Origin of the sequence: Pseudomonas sp. MBLB4123 (assembly GCF_051904775.1) — a bacterium.
Lineage (GTDB): Bacteria > Pseudomonadota > Gammaproteobacteria > Pseudomonadales > Pseudomonadaceae > Aquipseudomonas > Aquipseudomonas benzenivorans_B.
Genome location: NZ_CP196711.1, coordinates 4,285,603 through 4,305,444 on the forward strand (window position 1 = coordinate 4,285,603; position 19,842 = coordinate 4,305,444).

Here is a 19,842-nt window from a genome sequence, read left to right on the forward strand (position 1 = left end):
CAGCAGATTGCAAGTGATTAGCCTTGTTAAATAGAATTCATTCTCAAAGTTGCGCCCTGGGCGCTCAACCTCCCGCCGTACCGAGCCTCATTCATGTTCAAGAAAGCCTTGTTTCAACTGCATTGGTTGTTCGGCATCAGTGCCGGCCTGGTTCTGGCCCTGATGGGCGTGACCGGTGCGCTCTACAGCTTCGAAGGCGAGATCATGCGCGCCCTCAACCCGCAGGTGCTCCGGGTCGAGGTGCGCGAGTCGGGGATGCTGGCCCCGGCCGAATGGGTGGCGAGGATCGAGGCGGCCGAGGGCAAGAGCGTATCCGGCCTGTGGGTCGACAGCCGCGACGGCAACGCGGCTCGGGTGTTCTTCACCCCGCCGCCGGGCGAGCGTCGCGGCCCGGCGCGCTATTTCGATCCCTACAGCGGCGAACTGCTGGCGCAACCCGATGGCCAGGCATTCTTCGGTCTGATGCTGCAGCTGCACCGCTTCCTCGCCATGGGCGACAGCGGCAAGCAGATCACCGCCGCCAGTACCCTGGCGCTGCTGTTCTTCTGCCTGTCCGGGCTGTACCTGCGCTGGCCGCGCCGGGCGCTGAACTGGCGCGCCTGGCTGACCCTGGACTGGGCCAAGCGCGGCCGCGCCTTCAACTGGGACCTGCATGCGGTGGCCGGCACCTGGTGCCTGCTGTTCTACCTGCTGGCCGGCCTGACCGGCCTGTACTGGTCCTATGACTGGTACCGCGAGGGCATGACCCGCCTGCTCGGCGATGCACCGTCGGCGCGCCAGGCCAAGTCCGGCCCAGGCACTGGGCGCGGGGCGGCGATGCCTGAGGGCGTGGCCGAGGTCGACTACGATGCGCTGTGGCGCAACCTGCAGAACGCCGCCGGGCCCGAGCTGGCGGCCTGGAACCTGCGCCTGCCGGCGGAGGCCGGCAAGCCGGCGACGGTGTTCTACCTGCTGGCCGAGGCCGAGCATCCGCGCGCGTTCAACCAACTGCGCCTCGATCCGCAGAACGGTCGGGTCCTGGGCCATGAGCGCTACGCCGACAAGAGCGTCTCCGCCCAGTTGCTGAGCAGTGTCTATGCCCTGCACACCGGCGAATACTTCGGCCTGGTCGGGCGCATCCTGATGTTCGCGGCCAGCCTGGCCATGCCGCTGTTCGCCATCACCGGCTGGCTGCTCTACCTGGATCGCCGGCGCAAGAAGCGGGCGGCGCAGAGTGCCCGTGGCGCCTTCGCGCCGAGCGCCGGGCCCGGTGCGGGCTGGCTGGTCGGCTTCGCCAGCCAGAGCGGTCTCGCCGAGCAGCTGGCCTGGCAAACCGCCGGGCAACTGCAGGCGGCCGGGTTGCCGGTGAGCGTGCAGTCCCTGGCCACGCTGGACGAACGCAGTCTGCGCCAGGCGCAGAACGCCCTGTTCGTGGTCAGCACCTTCGGCGACGGCGAGGCCCCGGACAGCGCCCGGGGCTTCGAGCGCCGGTTGCTCGGCGCCGAGTTGGCCTTGGGCGAGCTGAGCTACGCGGTGCTGGCCCTGGGCGACCGTCAGTACCGGCAGTTCTGCGGCTTCGCCCGCCGCCTGCATGACTGGTTGGGACGCCAGGGCGCCAACAGCCTGTTCGCCCCGGTCGAGGTGGACGCCGGCGACAGCGGCGCCCTCGATGCCTGGCAACGCCAGCTCGCGGCCGTCACCGGCGTACGGACCACGCCGCTGCAGGAGCGGCCGTTCGCCGAATGGCGGCTGCTGGGGCGCGAGTGCCTCAACCCGGGCAGCAGCGGCGCACCGACCTATCGAGTCCGTCTCGAGCCCGCGCCCGGCGCCGACTGGCAGGCCGGCGACATCCTCGAACTGCTGCCGCGCAACCAGGCCGAGCAGCAGCCGCGGGATTACTCGATCGCCTCCCTGCCGGCCGACGGCGTGCTGGAGCTGATCGTGCGCCAGGAGCGCCATGCCGACGGCTCCCTCGGCCTGGGCTCCGGCTGGCTGACCGCCGAGGCGCAGCCGGGGCAGGTGTTGAGGGGCCGGCTGCGTTCCAACAGTGCCTTCCATCCGCCGCGCGACGACCGGCCGCTGATCCTGATCGGCAACGGCACCGGCCTGGCCGGGCTGCGTGGCCTGCTCAAGGCACGCATCGCCAAAGGGCAGGGGCGCAACTGGCTGCTGTTCGGCGAACGCAACGCCGCCCACGACTTTTACTGCCGCGAGGAGCTGCAGGCCTGGCTGGCCGGCGGCGAGCTGGCCCGTCTGGACCTGGCGTTCTCCCGCGACCAGGCGCAGAAGGTCTATGTCCAGGACCGCCTGGGCGAGCAGGCCGGCGAGCTGCTGCGCTGGCTGGAGCAGGGCGCGGCGATCTATGTCTGCGGCAGCCTGGACGGCATGGCGTCGGGGGTCGAGCGGGTCCTGCGCGAGACCCTCGGCGGGGCCGCCCTGGAACAGCTGCGCGAGGCCGGGCGCTACCGCCGCGACGTCTACTGATCGCCGGGCGCCGGCCGCGCTCGCCGCGCAAAGCCGGCGCCGGACTTTTCGTCGGGCCGGCTCGGCTCTAAGCTTGTCTCCATGAACAGACGAATACTGCTGAACTGCGACATGGGCGAGAGCTTCGGCGCCTGGAAGATGGGCGACGATGCGCTGGCCATGCCGCTGGTCGATCAGGCCAACCTGGCCTGCGGCTTTCACGCCGCCGACCCACTGACCATGCAGCGCACCGTCGAGCTGGCGGTGCGGCACGGGGTGCGTATCGGCGCTCATCCCTCCTATCCCGACCTGGTCGGCTTCGGCCGTCGCCATGTCGACTGCTCGCCGCAAGAGGTGACGGCGCTGGTGCTCTACCAGCTCGGCGCCCTGGAGGCCTTCTGCCGCGCCGCCGGCACCCAGGTGGCCTACGTCAAGCCCCATGGCGCGCTGTACAACGATATGGTGCGCGACGATGCCCTGCTGGCCGCGGTGCTCGACGCCTGCGCCCTGTACCGCAAGGGCCTGCCGCTGATGGTCCTGGCCCTGGCGGACAACCGCCGCGAGCTGGAGTTTGCCGATGCCGCCGACGTGCCCTTGATGTTCGAGGCCTTCGCCGATCGTGCCTACCTGGCCGACGGCCAGCTGGCGCCGCGGCGCCTGAGCGATGCGGTGCACAAGGAGCCGCAGCGCATTCTCGACCAGGCCCTGGCCATCGCCCAGGGCGAGGCCTTCGCCGACATCGACGGCAAGCCGCTGCAACTCTGCGCCGACAGCCTCTGCGTGCATGGCGACAATGCCGAGTCCCTGGCGGTGCTGCGGCGCCTGCGGGCCCTGCTGGACGCCGCGTGATCCGTCTCGAACCGGCCGGCGCGGAAGCCCTGCTGCTGGTGCTGGCCGAGCACCCCGACGGCCGCCTGCCGCAGCGTATCGCCCGGCTGGCCGTGCGCATCCGCAGTGAGCTGGGGCCGCTGCTGCGGGACCTGGTGCCCGGCTGGACCAGCCTGCTGCTGCACTACGACCTGCGCGCCACCGACCATGAGCAGTTGACCGCGCGCCTGACCCCGCTGCTGGACCTGTGGCTGGCCGAGGCCCTGGGCGACGACGACGGGCGCCTGCATGAGATCCCCATCTGGTACGCCGGCGAGGACCTGACCTCGGTGGCGCGCTCGTGTCGCCTGAGCGTCGAGCAGGTGGTCGAACTGCACAGCGCTGCCGAGTACCGGGTCGGCGCCATCGGCTTCGCCCCGGGCTTCGCCTACCTCGGCGAGCTGCACGAGCGCCTGGTGCTGCCACGTCGGGCCAGCCCACGTACCCGGGTGCCGGCCGGCAGCCTGGCCATCGCCGAACGCCAGACCGCGGTCTACCCCCAGGCCTCCCCGGGCGGCTGGCACCTGCTCGGCCTGTGCCCCTGGCGCCTGTTCGATGCCGGCCGGGAGCCGCCTTGCCCGCTGCTGCTCGGCGACCGGGTGCGCTTCGTGGCGGTGGATGAGGCGACCTTTCGCGCCGAGGGCGGCCCGCTGTGAGCGGCTTGCGGGTGCTCAAGCCCGGCCCCCTGAGCCTGTTGCAGGATGGCGGTCGTCACGGCTGGCAGCATCTGGGCGTATCGCCGGCCGGGCCCATGGACGGGCAGGCGGCGGCCTGGGCCAACCGCCTGCTGGACAATCCCTGGGGCACGCCGCTGCTGGAGATCGCCCTGGGTCATGCCGAGCTGGAGGCCGAGCTGGATACCTGGCTGGCGCTCACCGGCGCCGAGGTCGCCGCGACCCTGGACGACGCGCCGCTGCCGCCCTGGTCGCGCTTCGCCATCCGCGCCGGCCAGCGCCTCAAGCTTGATTACGTCCACAGTGGCCAGCGTGCCTACCTGGCGGTGGCCGGCGGTTTTCAGGCCGCGGCGCTGCTCGGCAGCGTCAGCGCCCAGCAGCGCGAGGGTCTCGGCGGCCTGCACGGCAGGGGCGAGCCGCTGCGCGCCGGCGACCTGCTGGCGTGTCGGCCGGCCAGCCTCGGCGGCGGCCTCAGCGTGCCCTGGCGCTATCGGCCCGACTACCGCGCCATGCCCTTGCTGCGGGTGATCACCGGCGGCGATGCGCGCGACTTCGGCGAGGAGCAGGTGCAGGGCTTCTTCGCCCGGACCTGGCAACTCAGCCCGCAGTCCGACCGCATGGGCGCGCGGCTGCAGGGCGAAGCCATGACGGCGCCACGCCGGCAATGGTCGCTGGGGGTGGCGCGCGGCGCCATCCAGGTGCCGGCGGACGGTCAGCTGATCATTCTCCAGGCCGACCACCAGACCATGGGCGGCTACCCCATCCTCGGCTGGCTGCACCCGCTCGACCAGTACCGCCTGGCCCAGTGCCCACCCCATCACAGCCTGCGCTTCACCCCGGTCAGCGTCGCCGATGCCCAGGCCGAGCTACGTGTCTTCTATCGCTTCTTCGGGCGATGACAGGCCGGCCCATCGCGGCCTAACCCGCCCTACGCCCCTGCGCGCCGCCGGTCCTGGTCTCAGGCGTTGATGGTTTCGGCGTGGTGACAGGCCACCTGCCGGGTATCGAGCAGGCGCAGTGGCGGCAGCTCGCCGCGGCAGCGCTCGCTCGCATGGGGGCAGCGCTGATGGAAGGCGCAGCCCGCGGGCGGATCGAGGGGGTTGGGCAGTTCGCCGGCGATCTTGATCTTCGGCTTGAGCGGATCGGGGTGGATGGCCGGAGTGGCCGAGAGCAGGGCCTGGGTGTAGGGGTGCAGCGGGCGGGCGTAGATCGCTTCGCTGGGGCCCATCTCCACCGGGCGGCCGAGGTACATCACCAGCACCTCGTCGGCGACGTGGCGCACCACCGAGAGGTTGTGGGAGATGAACACGTAGCCGGTCCCGTATTGTTCCTGTAAGTCCATAAACAGGTTGAGCACCTGGGCCTGGATCGATACGTCCAGCGCCGAGGTGGGCTCGTCGGCCACCAGCACCTTGGGCTGCAGCATCATCGCCCGGGCCAGGGCGATGCGCTGGCGCTGGCCGCCGGAGAACATGTGCGGGTAGCGCTGGTAGTGCTCCGGGCGCAGGCCGACCTGCTGCATCATCGTCTGTACCCGTTCCCGCCGTTCGCCGCGCGACAGCCGGGTGTTGATCAGCAGCGGCTCGCCGAGCTGGTCGCCGATCTTCTGCCGCGGGTTGAGCGAGGCATAGGGGTTCTGGAACACCATCTGCACGTCGCGGCGCAGCTGCGCGCGCTGGGCCTTGCTGGCGCCGGCGACTTCCTGGCCGGCGATCTGCAGGCTGCCCGAGCTCGGCTCCTCGATCAGGGTCAGGGCGCGGGCCAGGGTCGACTTGCCGCAGCCGGATTCGCCGACCACGGCCAGGGTCTTGCCGGCGGCCAGGTCGAAGGACACGCCGTTGAGCGCCTGGACCCGGGCGCTGGGCTGGAACAGGCCGCGCGACACGCTGTAGTGGCGGGTCAGGTCGCGGGCGGTGAGGACATTAGCGGCGGACGCAGGCGCGCTCATCAGGCCACCTCGGCATTCAGGTTGAGGGGAAAGAAGCAGCGCACCGCGCCGCGCTCATGGGGCTCCAGGGCCGGCCGCTGCTCGCGGCAGCGGGCCTGGGCATAGGGGCAGCGTGGGGCCAGCAGGCAGCCGGTGGGGCGGTCGTAGCGCCCGGGCACTATGCCGGGCAGGGTGGCCAGACGCCGGGCACCGAGGCTGTGCTCGGGGATCGCCTTGAGCAGCGCCTCGGTGTAGGGGTGGGTGGGGGCGTCGAACAGCTGCGGCACGGCGCCCACCTCCACCGCCTGGCCGGCGTACATCACGCAGACCCGCTGGGCGGTCTCGGCGACCACGGCGAGGTCGTGGGTGATCAGCACCAGGGCCATGTCCTGTTCGCGCTGCAGGCCCAGCAGCAGCTCCATGATCTGCGCCTGGATGGTCACATCCAGGGCCGTGGTCGGTTCGTCGGCGATCAGCAGCTTGGGTTCGGCGGCGATCGCCATGGCGATCGCCACGCGCTGGCTCATGCCGCCGGAGAGCTGGTGCGGATAGGCCTTCAGGCGGCTGGCGGCGGCGGGGATCTCCACCTTCTCGAGCAGTTCGAGGGCCCGCTGGCGGGCCGCCTGGCCCTTGAGGCCGAGGTGCTGGTGCAGCACCTCCTCGATCTGGAAGCCCACGGTGAAGCTGGGGTTGAGCGCGGTCATCGGGTCCTGGAAGACCATCGACAGGTCCTTGCCGACGATGTGCCGGCGCTGCTTGCCCTTCAGGCGCAGCATGTCGGTGCCGTCGAACTGCAGGCTGTCGGCGCTGACGATGCCGGGGGCCTCGATCAGGCCCATCAGCGCCATCATGGTCACCGACTTGCCGGAACCGGACTCGCCGACTATGGCCAGCACCTCGCCGTGGTCGACGCTGATATCCAGGCCGTCGACCACCGGTACCGCCTTGGCGTCGCCGAAGCGCACGCTGAGATTGTTGATTGCTAGCAGGCTCATGGGCGGCTCCTCAGACGGCGTTCTTCAGTTTCGGGTCGAGGGCGTCGCGCAGCCCGTCGCCCATCAGGTTGATCGCCAGCACGCTGAGCAGGATGGTCAGGCCGGGCAGCGACACCACCCACCAGGCGCGCTCGATGTAGTCGCGCGCCGAGGCCAGCATGGTGCCCCACTCGGGAGTCGGCGGTTGCACGCCGAGGCCGAGGAAGCCCAGGGCGGCGGCGTCGAGGATCGCCGAGGAGAAGCTCAGGGTGGCCTGGACGATCAGCGGCGCCATGCAGTTGGGCAGCACGATGACGAACATCAGGCGGCCCAGGCCGGCGCCGGCCAGGCGCGAGGCGGTGACGTAATCGCGGCCCACCTCGCCCATCACTGCGGCCCGGGTCAGGCGCACGTAGGCCGGCAGCGAGACGATGGCGATGGCGATCACCGTGTTGATCAGCCCCGGGCCGAGGATGGCGACGATGGCCACCGCCAGCAGCAGCGAGGGCAGGGCCAGCATCACGTCCATCAGGCGCATGATCGAGGGGCCCAGCAGGCGCGGGAAGAAGCCGGCGACCAGGCCCAGGAGGATGCCCGGGATCAGCGACAGCAGCACCGAGGACAGGCCGATCAGCAGCGACAGGCGGGCGCCGTGCATCAGCCGCGAGAGCAGGTCGCGGCCCAGCTCGTCGGTGCCGAGGAGGAACTGCGCCTGGCCGCCCTCCAGCCACGCCGGCGGGGTCAGGAGGAAGTCGCGGTACTGCTCGCTGGGATCGTGCGGCGCCACCCAGGGGGCGAACAGCGCGCAGAACAGGATCAGCAGCATGAACAGCAGGCCGGCCACGGCGCCCTTGTTGTGGGCGAAGGCCTGCCAGAATTCCTTGAGCGGCGAGGGGTAGAGCAGGCTCTGGTCGATGGCCGGGATGTCGGTGGAAGCATTCATGGTCCGGTGCTCCTCAGCGCTGATGGCGAATGCGGGGGTTGGCCAGGCCGTAGAGGATGTCCACCACGAAGTTGACCAGGATCACCAGGCAGGCGATCAGCAGGATGCCGTTCTGCACCACCGGGTAGTCGCGGGCGCCGATCGACTCGATCAGCCACTTGCCGATGCCCGGCCAGGAGAAGATGGTTTCGGTCAGCACCGCGCCGGCCAGCAGGGTGCCGACCTGCAGGCCGAACACGGTGAGCACCGGGATCAGCGCGTTGCGCAGGCCATGCACGAACACCACCCGGGCCGGCGACAGGCCCTTGGCCCGCGCGGTGCGCACGTAGTCCTCGCGCAGCACCTCGAGCATCGCCGAGCGGGTCATGCGGGCGATCACCGCCAGGGGGATGGTGCCGAGGACGATGGCCGGCAGGATCAGGTGCTGCAGGGCGTCGAGGAAGGCGCCTTCCTCGTCGGACAGCAGGGTGTCGATCAGCATGAAGCCGGTGCGCGGTTCGATGTCGTAGAGCAGGTCGATGCGCCCGGACACCGGGGTCCAGCCCAGGCCCACGGAGAAGAACATGATCAGCAGCAGGCCCCACCAGAAGATCGGCATGGAGTAGCCGGCCAGGGAGATGCCCATTACCCCGTGGTCGAACAGCGACCCGCGCTTGAGTGCGGCGATCACCCCGGCGACCAGGCCCAGGCTGCCGGCGAACAGCAGGGCGGCTAGGGCCAGCTCCAGGGTGGCGGGGAACAGGGTGAGGAATTCGTGCCACACGCTTTCGCGGGTGCGCAGCGACTCGCCCAGGTCGCCCCGGGCCAGGTTGCCGATATAGTCCAGGTACTGGGCATACAGCGGCTTGTTCAGGCCCAGGCGCTCCATGGCCTGGGCGTGCATCTCGGGGTCGACCCGGCGTTCGCCCATCATCACTTCCACCGGGTCGCCGGGGATCATGCGGATCAGCGCGAAGGTCAGCAGGGTGACGCCGAAGAAGGTGGGGATCAGCAGCCCCAGGCGTCTGGCGATGAAACTAAGCATCGTGGCGAGTCACTCCTCATCTGTAGGTTCGCCCACCGTGCTTGTGGCAGGGGTGGACGAAGCGCTTCTGGTTGGGAAGTTCCGTGACAGTCGCAACGACCGCCGCGGGGCTTCCTTCACTCCACCCGGGTAGCGGCGAAGTTGTTGCTGGTCAGCGGGCTGATGGTGTAGCCCTTGACGTTGTCGCGGCGCACATTGAACAGCTTCGGATGGGCTAGGGGAATCCACGGCGCCTGCTGGTGGAACAGCTCCTGTGCCTGTCGATAGAGCTTGGCGCGTTCGTCCGTATCGATGACGCTGCGGGCCTGTTGGGTCAGTCGCTCGAAGTCTGCATGGCACCAGCGTGCCTGGTTTTCCCCGGTTTCCGCCGCCGCACAGCTCAGGTTGGGGCTGATGAAGTTGTCCGGGTCGCCGTTGTCACCGGCCCAGCCGAGCAGCACCAGATCATGTTCGCCGCCCTTGGAACGCTTCAGGAGTTCGCCCCATTCCAGGGCGCGGATAGTCATCTCGATGCCGGCGTTGGCCAGATCAGCTTGCATCATCTGTGCCGCCAGTGCCGGGTTGGGAATGGTCGGCGAGCTGCCGTTGCGCACGAACAGGGTGATCTTCAGCTGCTCCACCCCGGCCTCCTTGAGCAGTGCCTTGGCCCGTTCGGGGTCGTGTGGCCAGTCCTGGATGTCATGGTTGTAGCCGAGCAGTGTAGGCGGATAGGGATTGACCGCCGGACTCGCGGCGCCGGGGCCGAACACGGCGCCGAGGATGGCCTGCTTGTCGATGGCCAGGTTGATCGCCTGGCGCACGCGGGCGTCGTCCAGCGGCGGGTGCTGGGTGTTGATCGCCACGTAGGTGGTCAGCAGGGCGTCGATCTCGTCCACCGCCAGCGTGCCTTCGGCCTTGATCCCCGGCACGTCGACCGGCTTGGGGTAGAGCGCCACCTGGCACTCGCCGGCACGGATCTTCTGCAGCCGCACGTTGGGGTCGAGGGTAATGGCGAACACCAGGTTGTCGATGGCCGGCTTGCCGGCGAAGTAGTCCGGGTTGGCCTTGAAGCGCACCAACGCGTCCTTGGCGTAGCGGCTGAGGATGAACGGACCGGTGCCGATCGGCAGGTTGTTCAACTGGTTCGGCGTGCCGGCGGCGAGCAGCTGGTCGCCGTATTCGGCCGAATAGATGGAGGCGAAACCCATCGCCAGATCGGCGAGGAAGGGCGATTCCGGACGACTGAGGGTGAAGCGCACGGTCAGCTCGTCGAGCTTGTCCACCGCGCTGATCAGCTCGCGCATGCCCATTGCATCGAAGTAAGGGTAGCCGCGTGGCGACAAGGCATGCCAGGGGTGCTTGGGGTCGAGGGCGCGCTGGAAAGACCAGAGCACGTCGTCGGCGTTCAGGGTGCGGCTCGGGGTGAAGTAGTCGGTGCTGTGGAACTTCACCCCAGGGCGCAGGTGGAAGGTGTAGCGCAGGCCGTCGTCGCTGATTTCCCAGCGTTCGGCCAGGCCGGGGACCAGCTCGGTGGTGCCCGGTTTGAAGGCCAGCAGGCGGTCGAACACCGTCTCGGCGGTGGCGTCGGCGGTCACCGCCCCGGTGTACTGGACGATGTCGAAGCCCTCCGGGCTGGCTTCGGTGCACACCGCCAGGTTCTTGGCCTGGACCAGCGGGGCGCTGGCGCCGAGGGCGAGCAGTAGGGGCAGGTGGCGGAATGTCGGATGCATGGCGTCTCTCCTTGTGGCTGGCATCAGAGCAGATTGAACGGGAAGGTGCTGATCCGGCGTACGTCATCGGCGCAGCCGTCGGTCTGGGCGCTGGGCGACTGCTCGCCGGCCTGGCTCTGGCTGCCCGGGGCGAGCAGCGCCAGGGCAGGAGAAACTCGGGTGGGTCGGGATACGCTCATCGCTTTGCTCCAGGGTTATCGCGGCTACAGCGGAACAAGGAGTACCTGTAAGAACCAACCGTTGCCCAGGGCCGAGGCCGGGGCGACGCATACGAGGGCATCCTTGCGAACGTGTGCGGCAGTGACGGGGAAACACTCTTGCGCTCTGCTGGCGGATAGAGCACGCAATCGAATCGGCTGGCCGGCGGGCGGGGACGCCCGCCGGAGGCTCGCGAGGGGCTAGCCGCCGTTGCCGACGCCGTAGAAGGAGTTGCGGCCGAACGGGCTGATCTTGAAGTCCTGCACCGTCTTGCGCATCGGCTGGTAGACCGTGGAGTGAGCGATCGGGCTGATCGGCACCTGCTGCTGGATGATCTGCTGGGCCTGCTTGTACAACTCGCTGCGTTGGCCCGGGTCGGTGATCGACTTGGCCTGCTTGACCAGCTTGTCGTAGCCGGCGTCGCACCACTTGGAGAAGTTGTTGCCGTTGACCGAGTCGCAACCGTAGAGGGTGCCGAGCCAGTTGTCCGGGTCGCCGTTGTCGCCGGTCCAGCCGATCAGCATGGCGTCGTGCTCGCCGGCGTGAGCGCGCTTGATGTACTCGCCCCATTCGTAGCTGACGATCCTGGCCTCGATGCCGACCTTGGCCCAGTCGGCCTGGAGCATCTCGGCCATCAGCTTGGCGTTGGGGTTGTAGGGGCGTTGCACCGGCATGGCCCACAGGGTGATCTCGGTGCCTTCCTGGACGCCGGCGGCCTGGAGTAGTTCCTTGGCCTTCTGCGGGTCATAGGCATGGCCCTGGATGCTCTCGTCGTAGGACCACTGGGTCGGCGGCATGGCGTTGACCGCCAGTTGGCCGGCCCCCTGGTACACCGCCGCGATGATGGCCGGCTTGTTCACCGCCATGTCCAGCGCCAGGCGCACCTCGCGTTTGTCGAAGGGCGCGCGGGTGACGTTGTAGGCGATGTAGCCGAGGTTGAAGCCCGGCGCGCTGGGCACCGCCAGGTTGGGGTCCTGCTGCAGCGACTCGAGGTCGGCCGGGCGCGGGTTGAGGGTGATCTGGCACTCGCCGGCCTTGAGCTTCTGCGCCCGCACCGAGGCGTCGGTGTTGATGGCGAAGATCAGGTTGTCGATCTTCACCTCGCCCGGCCGCCAGTAGTCCGGGTTGCCGGTGAAGCGGATCTGCGCGTCCTTCTGGTAGCGCTTGAACACGAAGGGGCCGGTGCCGATCGGCTTCTGGTTGAGCAGGTGCGCCTTGCCCTGCGCGAGCAGCTGGGCGGCGTACTCGGCGGAGTGGATGGCGGCGAAGTTCATCGACAGGTTCTGGATGAAGGCCGCGTCGACCCGGTTGAGGGTGAAGGTGACCGTCAGCTCGTCGAGCCGCTCCACCTTGGCGATGTTCTTGTCCAGGCCCATGTCGGTGAAGTAGGGGAACTCGCTGGGGTAGGCCTTGCGGAACGGGTGGTGCTTGTCGAGCATGCGGTTGAAGGTGAACAGCACGTCGTCGGCGTTGAATTCGCGGCTGGGGGTGAAGTAGTCGGTGCTGTGGAACTTCACCCCGGGGCGCAGGTGGAAGGTGTAGAGCAGGCCGTCGTCGCTGATTTCCCAGCGGGTGGCCAGTGCCGGCACCGCACGGGTGCTGCCGCGCTCGAACTGGGCCAGGCGGTTGAACAGGGTTTCCGAGGCGGCGTCGAAGTCGGTGCCGGTGGTGTACTGGCCGGGGTCGAAACCGGCGGGGCTGCCCTCGGCACAGAACACCAGGTGGCTGGCGGTGGCGTGGGAAGCGGCGAACATCAGCCCGGCCGCGATCGCAGCCCGGAGCGGGGTAGTCTTGCGCATGCAAACCTCATTGTTGTTTTTCTGAGGGTCTCGTTTGCGGCAGCCTTGTGGGCCGCTGCCCTTGAGTCACTGCGCCGCGGCATCGGGGGGAATCTCGAAGGGACATTCCGGCCCTGACGGCGGCCCCGTTCGCCTGGATATCTCCGGCGAAGTGGGCTCGAATTTAAGTCATGCTAAAAATGCGGTCAACAGAAATTAAGTGTGGCTAATATTTGGCGGTCGGTCCGCGGTGGCCGCTCTGGGCCGCCGGCGTTATGGCGTGCCGTGGTCGCCGAACAGGCCCAGGGTGGTGACCGTGAGCACTTCGGCCACCTCGCTGCCGGCGTTCGCCAGGCAGTGAGTCTTGCCCGCATCGAAGTGCACCGAGTCGCCCGGGCCGAGGGGGTAGTCGCGCCCCTCGATGCTGTAGACGATGCGCCCGGCCAGCACATAGGCGAATTCGCTGCCTTCGTGGGCGATCAGTTCCGACTGGTAGCCCACCGGCATGCTCATCTTCACCGCATTGAGCAGGTTGCCCGGAAAGCTGCTGGTCAGGCGCTCGTAGGCCAGGGGCTGGCCTTCGATGGTGTAGCGCACGCGCTCGCCCTGGTGCGAGTCGGGCTGCAGCTGCGGGGGCTGGTCGAACAGGGTGTTGAGCGGCACCCCCAGCGATTTGGCGATGCTCGCCAGGGAGGAGATCGACACGCCGGTGAGGTTGCGCTCGGCCTGGGACAGGAAGCTGGCGGTCAGGCCGGACTCCGCCGCGACCTGTTCGAGGGTCTTCTTGGCTTCCCGGCGCAAGCGGCGCAAGCGTTCTCCGATTCGATCTGCGGGCATGGGTAGGGCTCTTGAGGGGAGGCGACAGTATACCGATTGGCACCTGTCAGGAAAGGCGCGAGCCTGCCTGGATTTAAGTTGTGCTTAAAATTGTTTTGACGGGAATTTAAGCATTACTTAAATTCTGCGGCTCTCTCATCACCTAAGCCGCAGACCAGGAGTGCCTATGACCGTGGGGGTAGGAGGCAAGACGCCGGAGCAAGCGCTCGCGTTGCTGAACACTATGATCGAGGGCGCGCAGCCCATCGCCTTGGCCGAGTACCAGGCGCGCATCGAGCGGGCCCAGGCCTACATGCAGGCGCGCGATATCGCGGCCATTTACCTCAATGCCGGGAGCAACCTGCAGTATTTCACCGGGGTCAGGTGGCATCCCAGCGAGCGCATGGTCGGCGCCATCCTGCCCGCCAGGGGGGCGCTGGAGTACATCGCGCCGGCGTTCGAGGAAGGCACCGTGCGCGATTTCCGCGAGGTCGCCGGGCACATCAACATCTGGCAGGAGCACGAGAGCCCCTATCGGTTGCTGCTCGACACCCTGCGGCGCATGGGCGTCAGCCCCAGTGGTGAGCAGGCGTCGCGGGTGGGGCTGTGCGCGTCCCTGGCCTTCTTCATGTTCGACGCTATCCGCCAGCTGGCCAGCGGCTATGAGTTCATCGATGCCGGCGAAGTCAGCGGCCACTGCCGGCGGCGTAAATCGGCGGCGGAGATCGCCTTGATGCAGCGGGCTAAGGACATGACCCTGGCGGTGCACAAGGCCGCGGCGAGCATCCTGCGCGAGGGCATCAGCAGCACCGAGGTGGTCGAGTTCATCCATCAGGCGCACCGCCGGGTCGGCGCCCCGGGCTCCACCTTCTGCATCGTGCTGTTCGGCCCGGCCAGCGCCTTCCCCCATGGGGTGAAGCGGGCGCAGACCCTGCGGCGGGGCGACATGGTGCTGATCGATACCGGCTGCCAGGTGCAGGGCTACCTGTCCGACATCACCCGCAGCTACGTGTTCGGCGAACCCAGCGCGCGGCAGCGCGCGTTCTGGAATCTGGAGAAGGCCGCCCAGCTCGAGGCCTTCGCGGCCGCCCAACTGGGCTCGCCCTGTCAGGCGGTGGATGCGGCGGCACGGCGGGTGCTCGAGGCCGGTGGCTTGGGGCCGGATTATCAGCTGCCCGGCTTGCCCCATCGCACCGGCCACGGCATCGGCCTGGATATCCACGAGGGGCCTTACCTGGTGCGGGGCGACGAGACGCCGCTGGAAGAGGGCATGTGTTTCAGCAACGAGCCGATGATCTGCGTGCCCGGGGAGTTCGGCGTCCGTCTGGAGGACCACTTCTACATGAGCGCCGCCGGCCCGCGCTGGTTCACCCAGCCGAGCCATTCGCTCGACGACCCCTTCGGCCTGCAGGCCTGATCGACCGCCGGTCGTCTCAGCGGTCGGCGGCGCGCAGCCTGACCCGGGCGTAGTTGTTCGAGCCCATGGGACTCAGCACGAAGCCCTGGCGCAGATGAAAGGTGTGGCTCAGGCCGTCGGCCGAGATGTCCCAGCGCTCGGCGAGGCCGGGGACGACCTCGGTGTTGCCGGGGGCGGAGCGAACCAGGCGTTCGAAGAGGGTTTCCGCGCTGGCGTCGGCGGTGGTCGCCGCGGTGTACTGGACGATGTCGAAGCCTTCCGGACTGGCTTCGCTGCAGACCACCAGGCTGGCGTCGGCGGCCCGGGCTTGGCCGGCGGCCAGCAGGACGGCGCAGAGCAACAGGCGGATAAAGGCGTAGGGCGTGTTCGGCATAGGGCCTGTTCCCGACGCTGCTCGGGGGGCATGGCGCCGGCCGGACAGGCCGGTGCTGGCGCGGAACCCGGGGCGGCGGGTGAGCCGACCCGGGCATTCACTCAGGGATTACTGGCCGACGCTCACACCGTAGAAGGAGTTGAGCGCGAACGGACTGATCCTGAAGTCCTTAACCTCCTTGCGCATCGGCTGATACACGGTGGAGTGGGCGATCGGGGTGATCGGCACCTCGCGCTTGAGGATGACCTGGGCCTGCTTGTACAGCTCGGTGCGCTCGGCCACGTCGGTGGTGCGCTTGGCCGCCTTGATCAGCTTGTCGTACTCCTCGAAGCACCACTTGGAGAAGTTGTTGCCGTCCACCGCGTCGCAGCCGTACAGGGTGCCCAGCCAGTTGTCCGGGTCGCCGTTGTCGCCGCTCCAGCCGATCAGCATGGCGTCATGCTCGCCGGCCTTGGAGCGCTTGAGGTACTCGCCCCACTCGTAGGTGACGATCCTGGCCTTGATGCCGACCTTGGCCCAGTCGGCCTGGAGCATCTCGGCCATCAGCTTGGCGTTGGGGTTGTAGGGGCGCTGCACCGGCATGGCCCACAGGGTGATCTCGGTGCCTGCCTCGACCCCGGCGGCGGCGAGCAGCGCCTTGGCCTTCTCCGGATCGTAGCCGGCGTCCTTGATGCTGTCGTTGTAGGACCACTGGGTCGGCGGCATGCCGTTGACCGCCAGTTGGCCGGCGCTCTGGTACACCGCGTCGATGATCGCCTGCTTGTTCACCGCCATGTCCAGGGCCTGGCGCACCTGCAGTTGATCCAGCGGCGGATGGGTGACGTTGTAGGCGATATAGCCATCGTTGAAGCCGGCTTGGGACGGCATGTGGATGTTCGGGTCCTTGGCCAGCGAATCCAGGTCGGCCGGGCGCGGGTTGAGGGTGATGTGGCACTCGCCGGCCCTGAGTTTCTGCATGCGCACCGAGGCGTCGGTGTTGATGGCGAAGATCAGGTTGTCGACCTTGACCTCGTCGGGCTTCCAGTAGTCCTGGTTGCCGGTGAAGCGGATCTGCGCGTCCTTCTGGTAGCGCTTGAACACGAAGGGGCCGGTGCCGATCGGCTTCTGGTTGATGTCGGCGGCCTTGCCGGCCGCGAGCAGCTGCTCGGCGTACTCGGCGGAGTGGATCGACGGGAAAGGCATCGCCAGGTTCTGGATGAAGGCCGCGTCCACCTGGTTGAGGGTGAAGCGCACGGTGAGTTCGTCGAGCTTCTCGATCTTGGCGATGTTGGTGTCCAGGCCCATGTCGGTGAAGTAGGGGAACTCGCTGGGGTAGGCCTTGCGGAACGGGTGGTCGGTGTCGAGCATGCGGCCGAAGGTGAAGAGCACGTCGTCGGCGTTGAAGTCGCGGCTCGGCTTGAAGTAGTCGGTGGTGTGGAACTTCACGCCGGGGCGCAGGTGGAAGGTGTAGATCAGGCCGTCCTCGGAGACCTCCCACTTCTCCGCCAGGCCGGGGATCACCGCGGTGCCGCCCCGCTCGAACTGGGTCAGGCGGTTGAACAGGGTTTCCGCGGAGGCGTCGAAATCGGTGCCGGTGGTGTACATGCCGGGGTCGAAGCCGGCGGGGCTGCCCTCGGAGCAGAACACCAGGGTGCTGGCGGCATGGGCGACAGGAGCGCTGGCGATCAGCCCAGCGACGACCATGGCCTGGATGACGGCGTTTTTACGCATAGTGACCTCATTGTCTTATTTTGATTGTCATCGTGAGGGGCCCCTTGTGGGGGCCTCGACAGAAGCTATGCACGGCATATGCCGGAGGCAAGCGACATCTTCTGTACAAGGCCTGAACTGTAGGTCAGCTATAAGTTCTTGTCGCATTTTGGATATTTTGCGGGGAAAACCCGCTAATCCGCCGTTATCTGGCGATAACGGCGGACCGCAGGCAGGCCCCGATCAGGGCATCTGCACCTCGATGACGCCGTCGGCGTTGATCGTCACCTGGCTGGTGCCGGCTTCGATTTCCGGTGTCGCTGCCGCCTCCATCATCGCCATGCCCTTGGCCATGCGCATCGGCATCGGCGGCTGGAAACCGCCGCTGTTGAGGTTGAGACTGACCAGCTTGTAGCCGCTGCCGCCGAGGGCCTGGGTGGCCAGCTGGGCGCGGGCCTTGAAGGCCGCCACGGCATCCTTGAGCAGGGCGTCCTCGTGGCTCTTGCGGGTCGGTGCGGCGATGCTGAAGTCCATGCCGGCCATCTTCAGTGTCTCCAGCATCTGGCCGGTGAGTTTCGACAGCGCGGCGAAGTCGGCGCTTTCCAGACGCAGCTCGGCGCGCTCGCGCCAGGCGGTGATTTGCTGGCGCTTGTCGTCGTAGACCGGGTAGCTGTGGCGGCTGCCGAGGGCCACGCTGACCCCTTTGGCGGCGCGGGCCTGCTTGACGGCGTCGTTCAGGGTGCGGGTGATCTGCGCGGCAAGCCTGGCCGGATCGTCGTCCTGGGCCTCGCTGTAGAGGGTGACGTGCATCAGGTCGTGGGCGATCTCCTGGCTGACCTCGGCACGCAGGGCGACCTGGTTGTAGCGCGCCTCGTCGGCCAGGGCGGGGAGGCTGAGCAGGGTGGCGGCCCCGAGGGCGAGGGCAGTGGCGAGACGGGATAGTGGCTGCATGACGGCTCCTTGTGAGCATTGCGCGCACGGGCGTGCGCATTCCTGGGGTAGACGAAGTTATCCGACTTTCCGGGTTGGCCGCAGTTCCTGTTTTCGCGAAAGAGTGCGAGTCCTGCTCAGGCGTCGTCGAAACACGCCCACTGCGGCCAGTTGCCGCAGTGGGCGGCGCGGAGCCTTGGTTATACTCGCTCGGCTCGCAAACCGCGGCTATCTGGAGAGCCCATGCTCGCACCCGTGCAGTTGTTGTCGGCCAGTCGACAGAACCTCTGGCGCCTGACCCTGATTCGTATCCTGGTGCTGGCCGCCCAGGCCGGCTCGGTGGGCCTGGCCTACCACTCGGGCCTGCTGCCCCTGCCCTGGCTGGAGCTCAGCGTCACCCTGGGCGTGTCCTTCGTCCTCTGCCTGCTCACCGCCGTGCGCCTGCGCGGCCCCTGGCCGGTCACCGAGCAGGAGTACGCGGTGCAACTGGGCTGCGACCTGATCATCCACAGCGTGCTGCTGTACTACACCGGCGGCTCGACCAACCCCTTCGTGTCCTACTACCTGGTGCCCCTGACCATCGCCGCGGCGACCCTGCCCTGGCTGTTCACCATAGTCCTGTCCGGCCTGGCCCTGGCCGGCTATACCCTGCTGCTGGTGTGGTCCCACCCCCTGGAACTGCCCCCGGGACCGCGGGAGAGCCTGCTGATCTACGGCATGTGGCTGAGCTTCGCCCTGGCCGCGGCGCTGATCACCTTCTTCGTCGCCAAGATGGCCGAGGAGTTGCGTCACCAGGAGGAGCTGCGCGCCGAGCGCCGCGAGGAGGGCCTGCGCGACCAGCAGCTGCTGGCCGTGGCCACCCAGGCCGCCGGCGCCGCCCATGAGCTGGGCACGCCGCTGGCGACCATGAGCGTGCTGATCAAGGAGCTGCGCCGCGAACACCGGGAGCCCATGCTGCAGGAGGACCTGGCGGTGCTGCAGGAACAGGTCCGGCTGTGCAAGGACACCCTGCAGCAGTTGGTGCGTGCCGCCGAGGCCGACCGCCGCCAGGCGGTGGTCGAGCAGTCCTGCGTCGAGTGGCTGGAAACCGCGCTCAACCGCTGGCACCTGATGCGCCCCGAGGCCAGCTACCGCTACCAGTGCGTCGGCCGCGGCACGCCGCCGCGGCTGATGCCGCCGGCGGACCTGACCCAGGCCCTGCTCAACCTGCTGAACAATGCCGCCGACGCCTGTCCGGACAAGCTCGACGTGCGCCTGGACTGGGACCACCAGTGGCTGCGCCTGAGCATTCGCGACCATGGCGCCGGCGTGCCCCTGGCCATCGCCGAGCAGCTCGGCCGGCCCTTCTTCACCACCAAGGGCAAGGGCTTCGGCCTGGGTCTGTTTCTCAGCCAGGCCAGCGTCACCCGTGCCGGTGGCACGGTAAAGTTGTATAACCACGAAGAGGGCGGCACCCTCACCGAGCTGAAGCTGCCGCGGGCCTACGGCCGGACCTGAGCCCGGCCAGAAAGGAGTGAGACATGAGTGACGAGCCGCTGTTCGATGGCGAAGAGCAACCCCACCTGTTGCTGGTCGACGACGACCCGACCTTCACCCGGGTCATGGCCCGGGCCATGAGCAGCCGCGGCCTGCGGGTGTCCACCGCCGGCTCGGCCGAGGAGGGCCTGGTCCTGGCCCAGCAGGACCTGCCGGACTACGCCGTGGTCGACCTGAAGATGGAGGGCGACTCCGGCCTGGTGCTGCTGCCCAAGCTGCTGGAGCTGGATGCCGAGATGCGCGTGGTGATCCTCACCGGCTATTCGAGCATCGCCACCGCGGTGGAGGCGATCAAGCGCGGCGCCTGCAACTACCTGTGCAAGCCGGCCGATGCCGACGACGTGCTGGCCGCGCTGCTGACCCAGCATGCCGACCTCGACAGCCTGGTGCCGGACAACCCCATGTCGGTCGATCGCCTGCAGTGGGAGCACATCCAGCGGGTATTGGCCGAGCACGAAGGCAATATCTCCGCCACCGCCCGGGCCCTGGGCATGCACCGGCGCACCCTGCAGCGCAAGTTGCAGAAGCGCCCGGTACGGCGCTGA

General features: G+C 68.3%; 17 protein-coding genes and 1 pseudogene. 7 read left to right on the forward strand and 11 right to left on the reverse strand.

The genetic code is table 11. The annotated features are described in order from the left end of the window. The first annotated feature begins 93 nt into the window (after nucleotides 1-93). From ACSX1C_RS19870 to ACSX1C_RS19885, 4 genes are all read left to right on the forward strand, one after another. The gene (locus ACSX1C_RS19870; RefSeq protein ID WP_439887545.1) at nucleotides 94-2,463 is read left to right on the forward strand and encodes a PepSY domain-containing protein; all 2,370 of its coding nucleotides are present in this window, start codon (nucleotides 94-96) and stop codon (nucleotides 2,461-2,463) included. Between the two features lie 81 nt (nucleotides 2,464-2,544). Continuing rightward, nucleotides 2,545-3,291, forward strand: coding sequence for a 5-oxoprolinase subunit PxpA (locus ACSX1C_RS19875; protein ID WP_439887546.1), 747 nt, complete (start codon nucleotides 2,545-2,547; stop codon nucleotides 3,289-3,291). After that, nucleotides 3,288-3,965 (forward strand): 5-oxoprolinase subunit PxpB, encoded by a 678-nt coding sequence (gene pxpB, locus ACSX1C_RS19880; RefSeq protein WP_439887547.1) that lies wholly within the window; start codon nucleotides 3,288-3,290, stop codon nucleotides 3,963-3,965. Before ACSX1C_RS19875 ends, pxpB begins: the two co-directional genes overlap by 4 nt. Beyond that, a complete protein-coding gene (locus ACSX1C_RS19885) occupies nucleotides 3,962-4,882 on the forward strand; it encodes a biotin-dependent carboxyltransferase family protein (RefSeq protein ID WP_439887548.1) in 921 nt (306 codons plus the stop codon). The genes pxpB and ACSX1C_RS19885 overlap by 4 nt, the downstream gene beginning before the upstream one ends. Nucleotides 4,883-4,941: 59 nt before the next feature. On the opposite strand, the gene ACSX1C_RS19890 is transcribed toward ACSX1C_RS19885, so the two are convergent. From ACSX1C_RS19890 to ACSX1C_RS19925, 8 genes are all read right to left on the reverse strand, one after another. Next, nucleotides 4,942-5,931 (reverse strand): peptide ABC transporter ATP-binding protein, encoded by a 990-nt coding sequence (locus ACSX1C_RS19890; protein WP_439887549.1) that lies wholly within the window; start codon nucleotides 5,929-5,931, stop codon nucleotides 4,942-4,944. Next, nucleotides 5,931-6,905, reverse strand: a complete 975-nt coding sequence (locus ACSX1C_RS19895) for an ABC transporter ATP-binding protein (RefSeq protein WP_318643394.1) — start codon at nucleotides 6,903-6,905, stop codon at nucleotides 5,931-5,933. The genes ACSX1C_RS19890 and ACSX1C_RS19895 overlap by 1 nt, the downstream gene beginning before the upstream one ends. A 10-nt stretch (nucleotides 6,906-6,915) precedes the next feature. After that, nucleotides 6,916-7,827 carry an ABC transporter permease subunit gene (locus ACSX1C_RS19900; RefSeq protein ID WP_439887550.1) on the reverse strand — a complete coding sequence of 304 codons (912 nt, stop codon included), beginning with the start codon at nucleotides 7,825-7,827 and terminating at the stop codon, nucleotides 6,916-6,918. Nucleotides 7,828-7,840: 13 nt separating this feature from the next. After that, entirely contained in the window at nucleotides 7,841-8,851 is a 1,011-nt protein-coding gene (locus ACSX1C_RS19905) for an ABC transporter permease subunit (protein ID WP_318643390.1), read from the reverse strand. A gap of 116 nt (nucleotides 8,852-8,967) precedes the next feature. Continuing rightward, entirely contained in the window at nucleotides 8,968-10,560 is a 1,593-nt protein-coding gene (locus tag ACSX1C_RS19910; protein WP_439887551.1) for an ABC transporter substrate-binding protein, read from the reverse strand. A 23-nt stretch (nucleotides 10,561-10,583) separates the two neighbouring features. Further along, the gene (locus tag ACSX1C_RS19915; RefSeq protein WP_439887552.1) at nucleotides 10,584-10,739 is read right to left on the reverse strand and encodes a hypothetical protein; all 156 of its coding nucleotides are present in this window, start codon (nucleotides 10,737-10,739) and stop codon (nucleotides 10,584-10,586) included. A 219-nt stretch (nucleotides 10,740-10,958) separates the two neighbouring features. Then, the gene (locus ACSX1C_RS19920; protein WP_439887553.1) at nucleotides 10,959-12,557 is read right to left on the reverse strand and encodes an ABC transporter substrate-binding protein; all 1,599 of its coding nucleotides are present in this window, start codon (nucleotides 12,555-12,557) and stop codon (nucleotides 10,959-10,961) included. Nucleotides 12,558-12,809: 252 nt separating this feature from the next. Continuing rightward, nucleotides 12,810-13,373 (reverse strand): helix-turn-helix domain-containing protein, encoded by a 564-nt coding sequence (locus ACSX1C_RS19925; RefSeq protein WP_439887554.1) that lies wholly within the window; start codon nucleotides 13,371-13,373, stop codon nucleotides 12,810-12,812. 166 nt (nucleotides 13,374-13,539) lie between these two features. Between ACSX1C_RS19925 and ACSX1C_RS19930 the strand changes: the two genes are divergently transcribed. Further along, nucleotides 13,540-14,769 (forward strand): M24 family metallopeptidase, encoded by a 1,230-nt coding sequence (locus tag ACSX1C_RS19930; RefSeq protein WP_439887555.1) that lies wholly within the window; start codon nucleotides 13,540-13,542, stop codon nucleotides 14,767-14,769. Nucleotides 14,770-14,851: 82 nt separating this feature from the next. Here ACSX1C_RS19930 and ACSX1C_RS19935 read toward each other — a convergent pair. The 3 genes and pseudogenes from ACSX1C_RS19935 to ACSX1C_RS19945 all read right to left on the reverse strand — a co-directional run. Continuing rightward, nucleotides 14,852-15,142: pseudogene (locus ACSX1C_RS19935) on the reverse strand (ABC transporter substrate-binding protein); the annotation flags it as partial. A gap of 108 nt (nucleotides 15,143-15,250) precedes the next feature. Continuing rightward, nucleotides 15,251-16,852 carry an ABC transporter substrate-binding protein gene (locus ACSX1C_RS19940; RefSeq protein WP_439887556.1) on the reverse strand — a complete coding sequence of 534 codons (1,602 nt, stop codon included), beginning with the start codon at nucleotides 16,850-16,852 and terminating at the stop codon, nucleotides 15,251-15,253. Between the two features lie 222 nt (nucleotides 16,853-17,074). Continuing rightward, entirely contained in the window at nucleotides 17,075-17,782 is a 708-nt protein-coding gene (locus ACSX1C_RS19945; protein WP_439887557.1) for an SIMPL domain-containing protein, read from the reverse strand. Nucleotides 17,783-18,004: 222 nt separating this feature from the next. On the opposite strand from ACSX1C_RS19945, the gene ACSX1C_RS19950 reads away from it, so the two are divergent. Together ACSX1C_RS19950 and ACSX1C_RS19955 are read left to right on the forward strand one after the other, a co-directional pair. Continuing rightward, nucleotides 18,005-19,258: an ATP-binding protein gene (locus ACSX1C_RS19950; RefSeq protein ID WP_439887558.1), complete on the forward strand. Its 1,254-nt coding sequence runs from the start codon at nucleotides 18,005-18,007 to the stop codon at nucleotides 19,256-19,258. A 23-nt stretch (nucleotides 19,259-19,281) separates the two neighbouring features. Beyond that, nucleotides 19,282-19,842, forward strand: a complete 561-nt coding sequence (locus tag ACSX1C_RS19955; RefSeq protein WP_318643372.1) for a response regulator transcription factor — start codon at nucleotides 19,282-19,284, stop codon at nucleotides 19,840-19,842.

Bases quoted from the DNA above. Each gene is read 5' to 3' on its own strand.
- ACSX1C_RS19870 (WP_439887545.1), top strand. From the start codon at position 94: ATGTTCAAGAAAGCCTTGTTTCAACTGCATTGGTTGTTCGGCATCAGT.
- ACSX1C_RS19875 (WP_439887546.1), top strand. From the start codon at position 2,545: ATGAACAGACGAATACTGCTGAACTGCGACATGGGCGAGAGCTTCGGC.
- ACSX1C_RS19890 (WP_439887549.1), bottom strand. From the start codon at position 5,931: ATGAGCGCGCCTGCGTCCGCCGCTAATGTCCTCACCGCCCGCGACCTG.
- ACSX1C_RS19895 (WP_318643394.1), bottom strand. From the start codon at position 6,905: ATGAGCCTGCTAGCAATCAACAATCTCAGCGTGCGCTTCGGCGACGCC.
- ACSX1C_RS19900 (WP_439887550.1), bottom strand. From the start codon at position 7,827: ATGAATGCTTCCACCGACATCCCGGCCATCGACCAGAGCCTGCTCTAC.
- ACSX1C_RS19905 (WP_318643390.1), bottom strand. From the start codon at position 8,851: ATGCTTAGTTTCATCGCCAGACGCCTGGGGCTGCTGATCCCCACCTTC.
- ACSX1C_RS19910 (WP_439887551.1), bottom strand. From the start codon at position 10,560: ATGCATCCGACATTCCGCCACCTGCCCCTACTGCTCGCCCTCGGCGCC.
- ACSX1C_RS19915 (WP_439887552.1), bottom strand. From the start codon at position 10,739: ATGAGCGTATCCCGACCCACCCGAGTTTCTCCTGCCCTGGCGCTGCTC.
- ACSX1C_RS19920 (WP_439887553.1), bottom strand. From the start codon at position 12,557: ATGCGCAAGACTACCCCGCTCCGGGCTGCGATCGCGGCCGGGCTGATG.
- ACSX1C_RS19925 (WP_439887554.1), bottom strand. From the start codon at position 13,373: ATGCCCGCAGATCGAATCGGAGAACGCTTGCGCCGCTTGCGCCGGGAA.
- ACSX1C_RS19930 (WP_439887555.1), top strand. From the start codon at position 13,540: ATGACCGTGGGGGTAGGAGGCAAGACGCCGGAGCAAGCGCTCGCGTTG.
- ACSX1C_RS19940 (WP_439887556.1), bottom strand. From the start codon at position 16,852: ATGCGTAAAAACGCCGTCATCCAGGCCATGGTCGTCGCTGGGCTGATC.
- ACSX1C_RS19945 (WP_439887557.1), bottom strand. From the start codon at position 17,782: ATGCAGCCACTATCCCGTCTCGCCACTGCCCTCGCCCTCGGGGCCGCC.
- ACSX1C_RS19950 (WP_439887558.1), top strand. From the start codon at position 18,005: ATGCTCGCACCCGTGCAGTTGTTGTCGGCCAGTCGACAGAACCTCTGG.
- ACSX1C_RS19955 (WP_318643372.1), top strand. From the start codon at position 19,282: ATGAGTGACGAGCCGCTGTTCGATGGCGAAGAGCAACCCCACCTGTTG.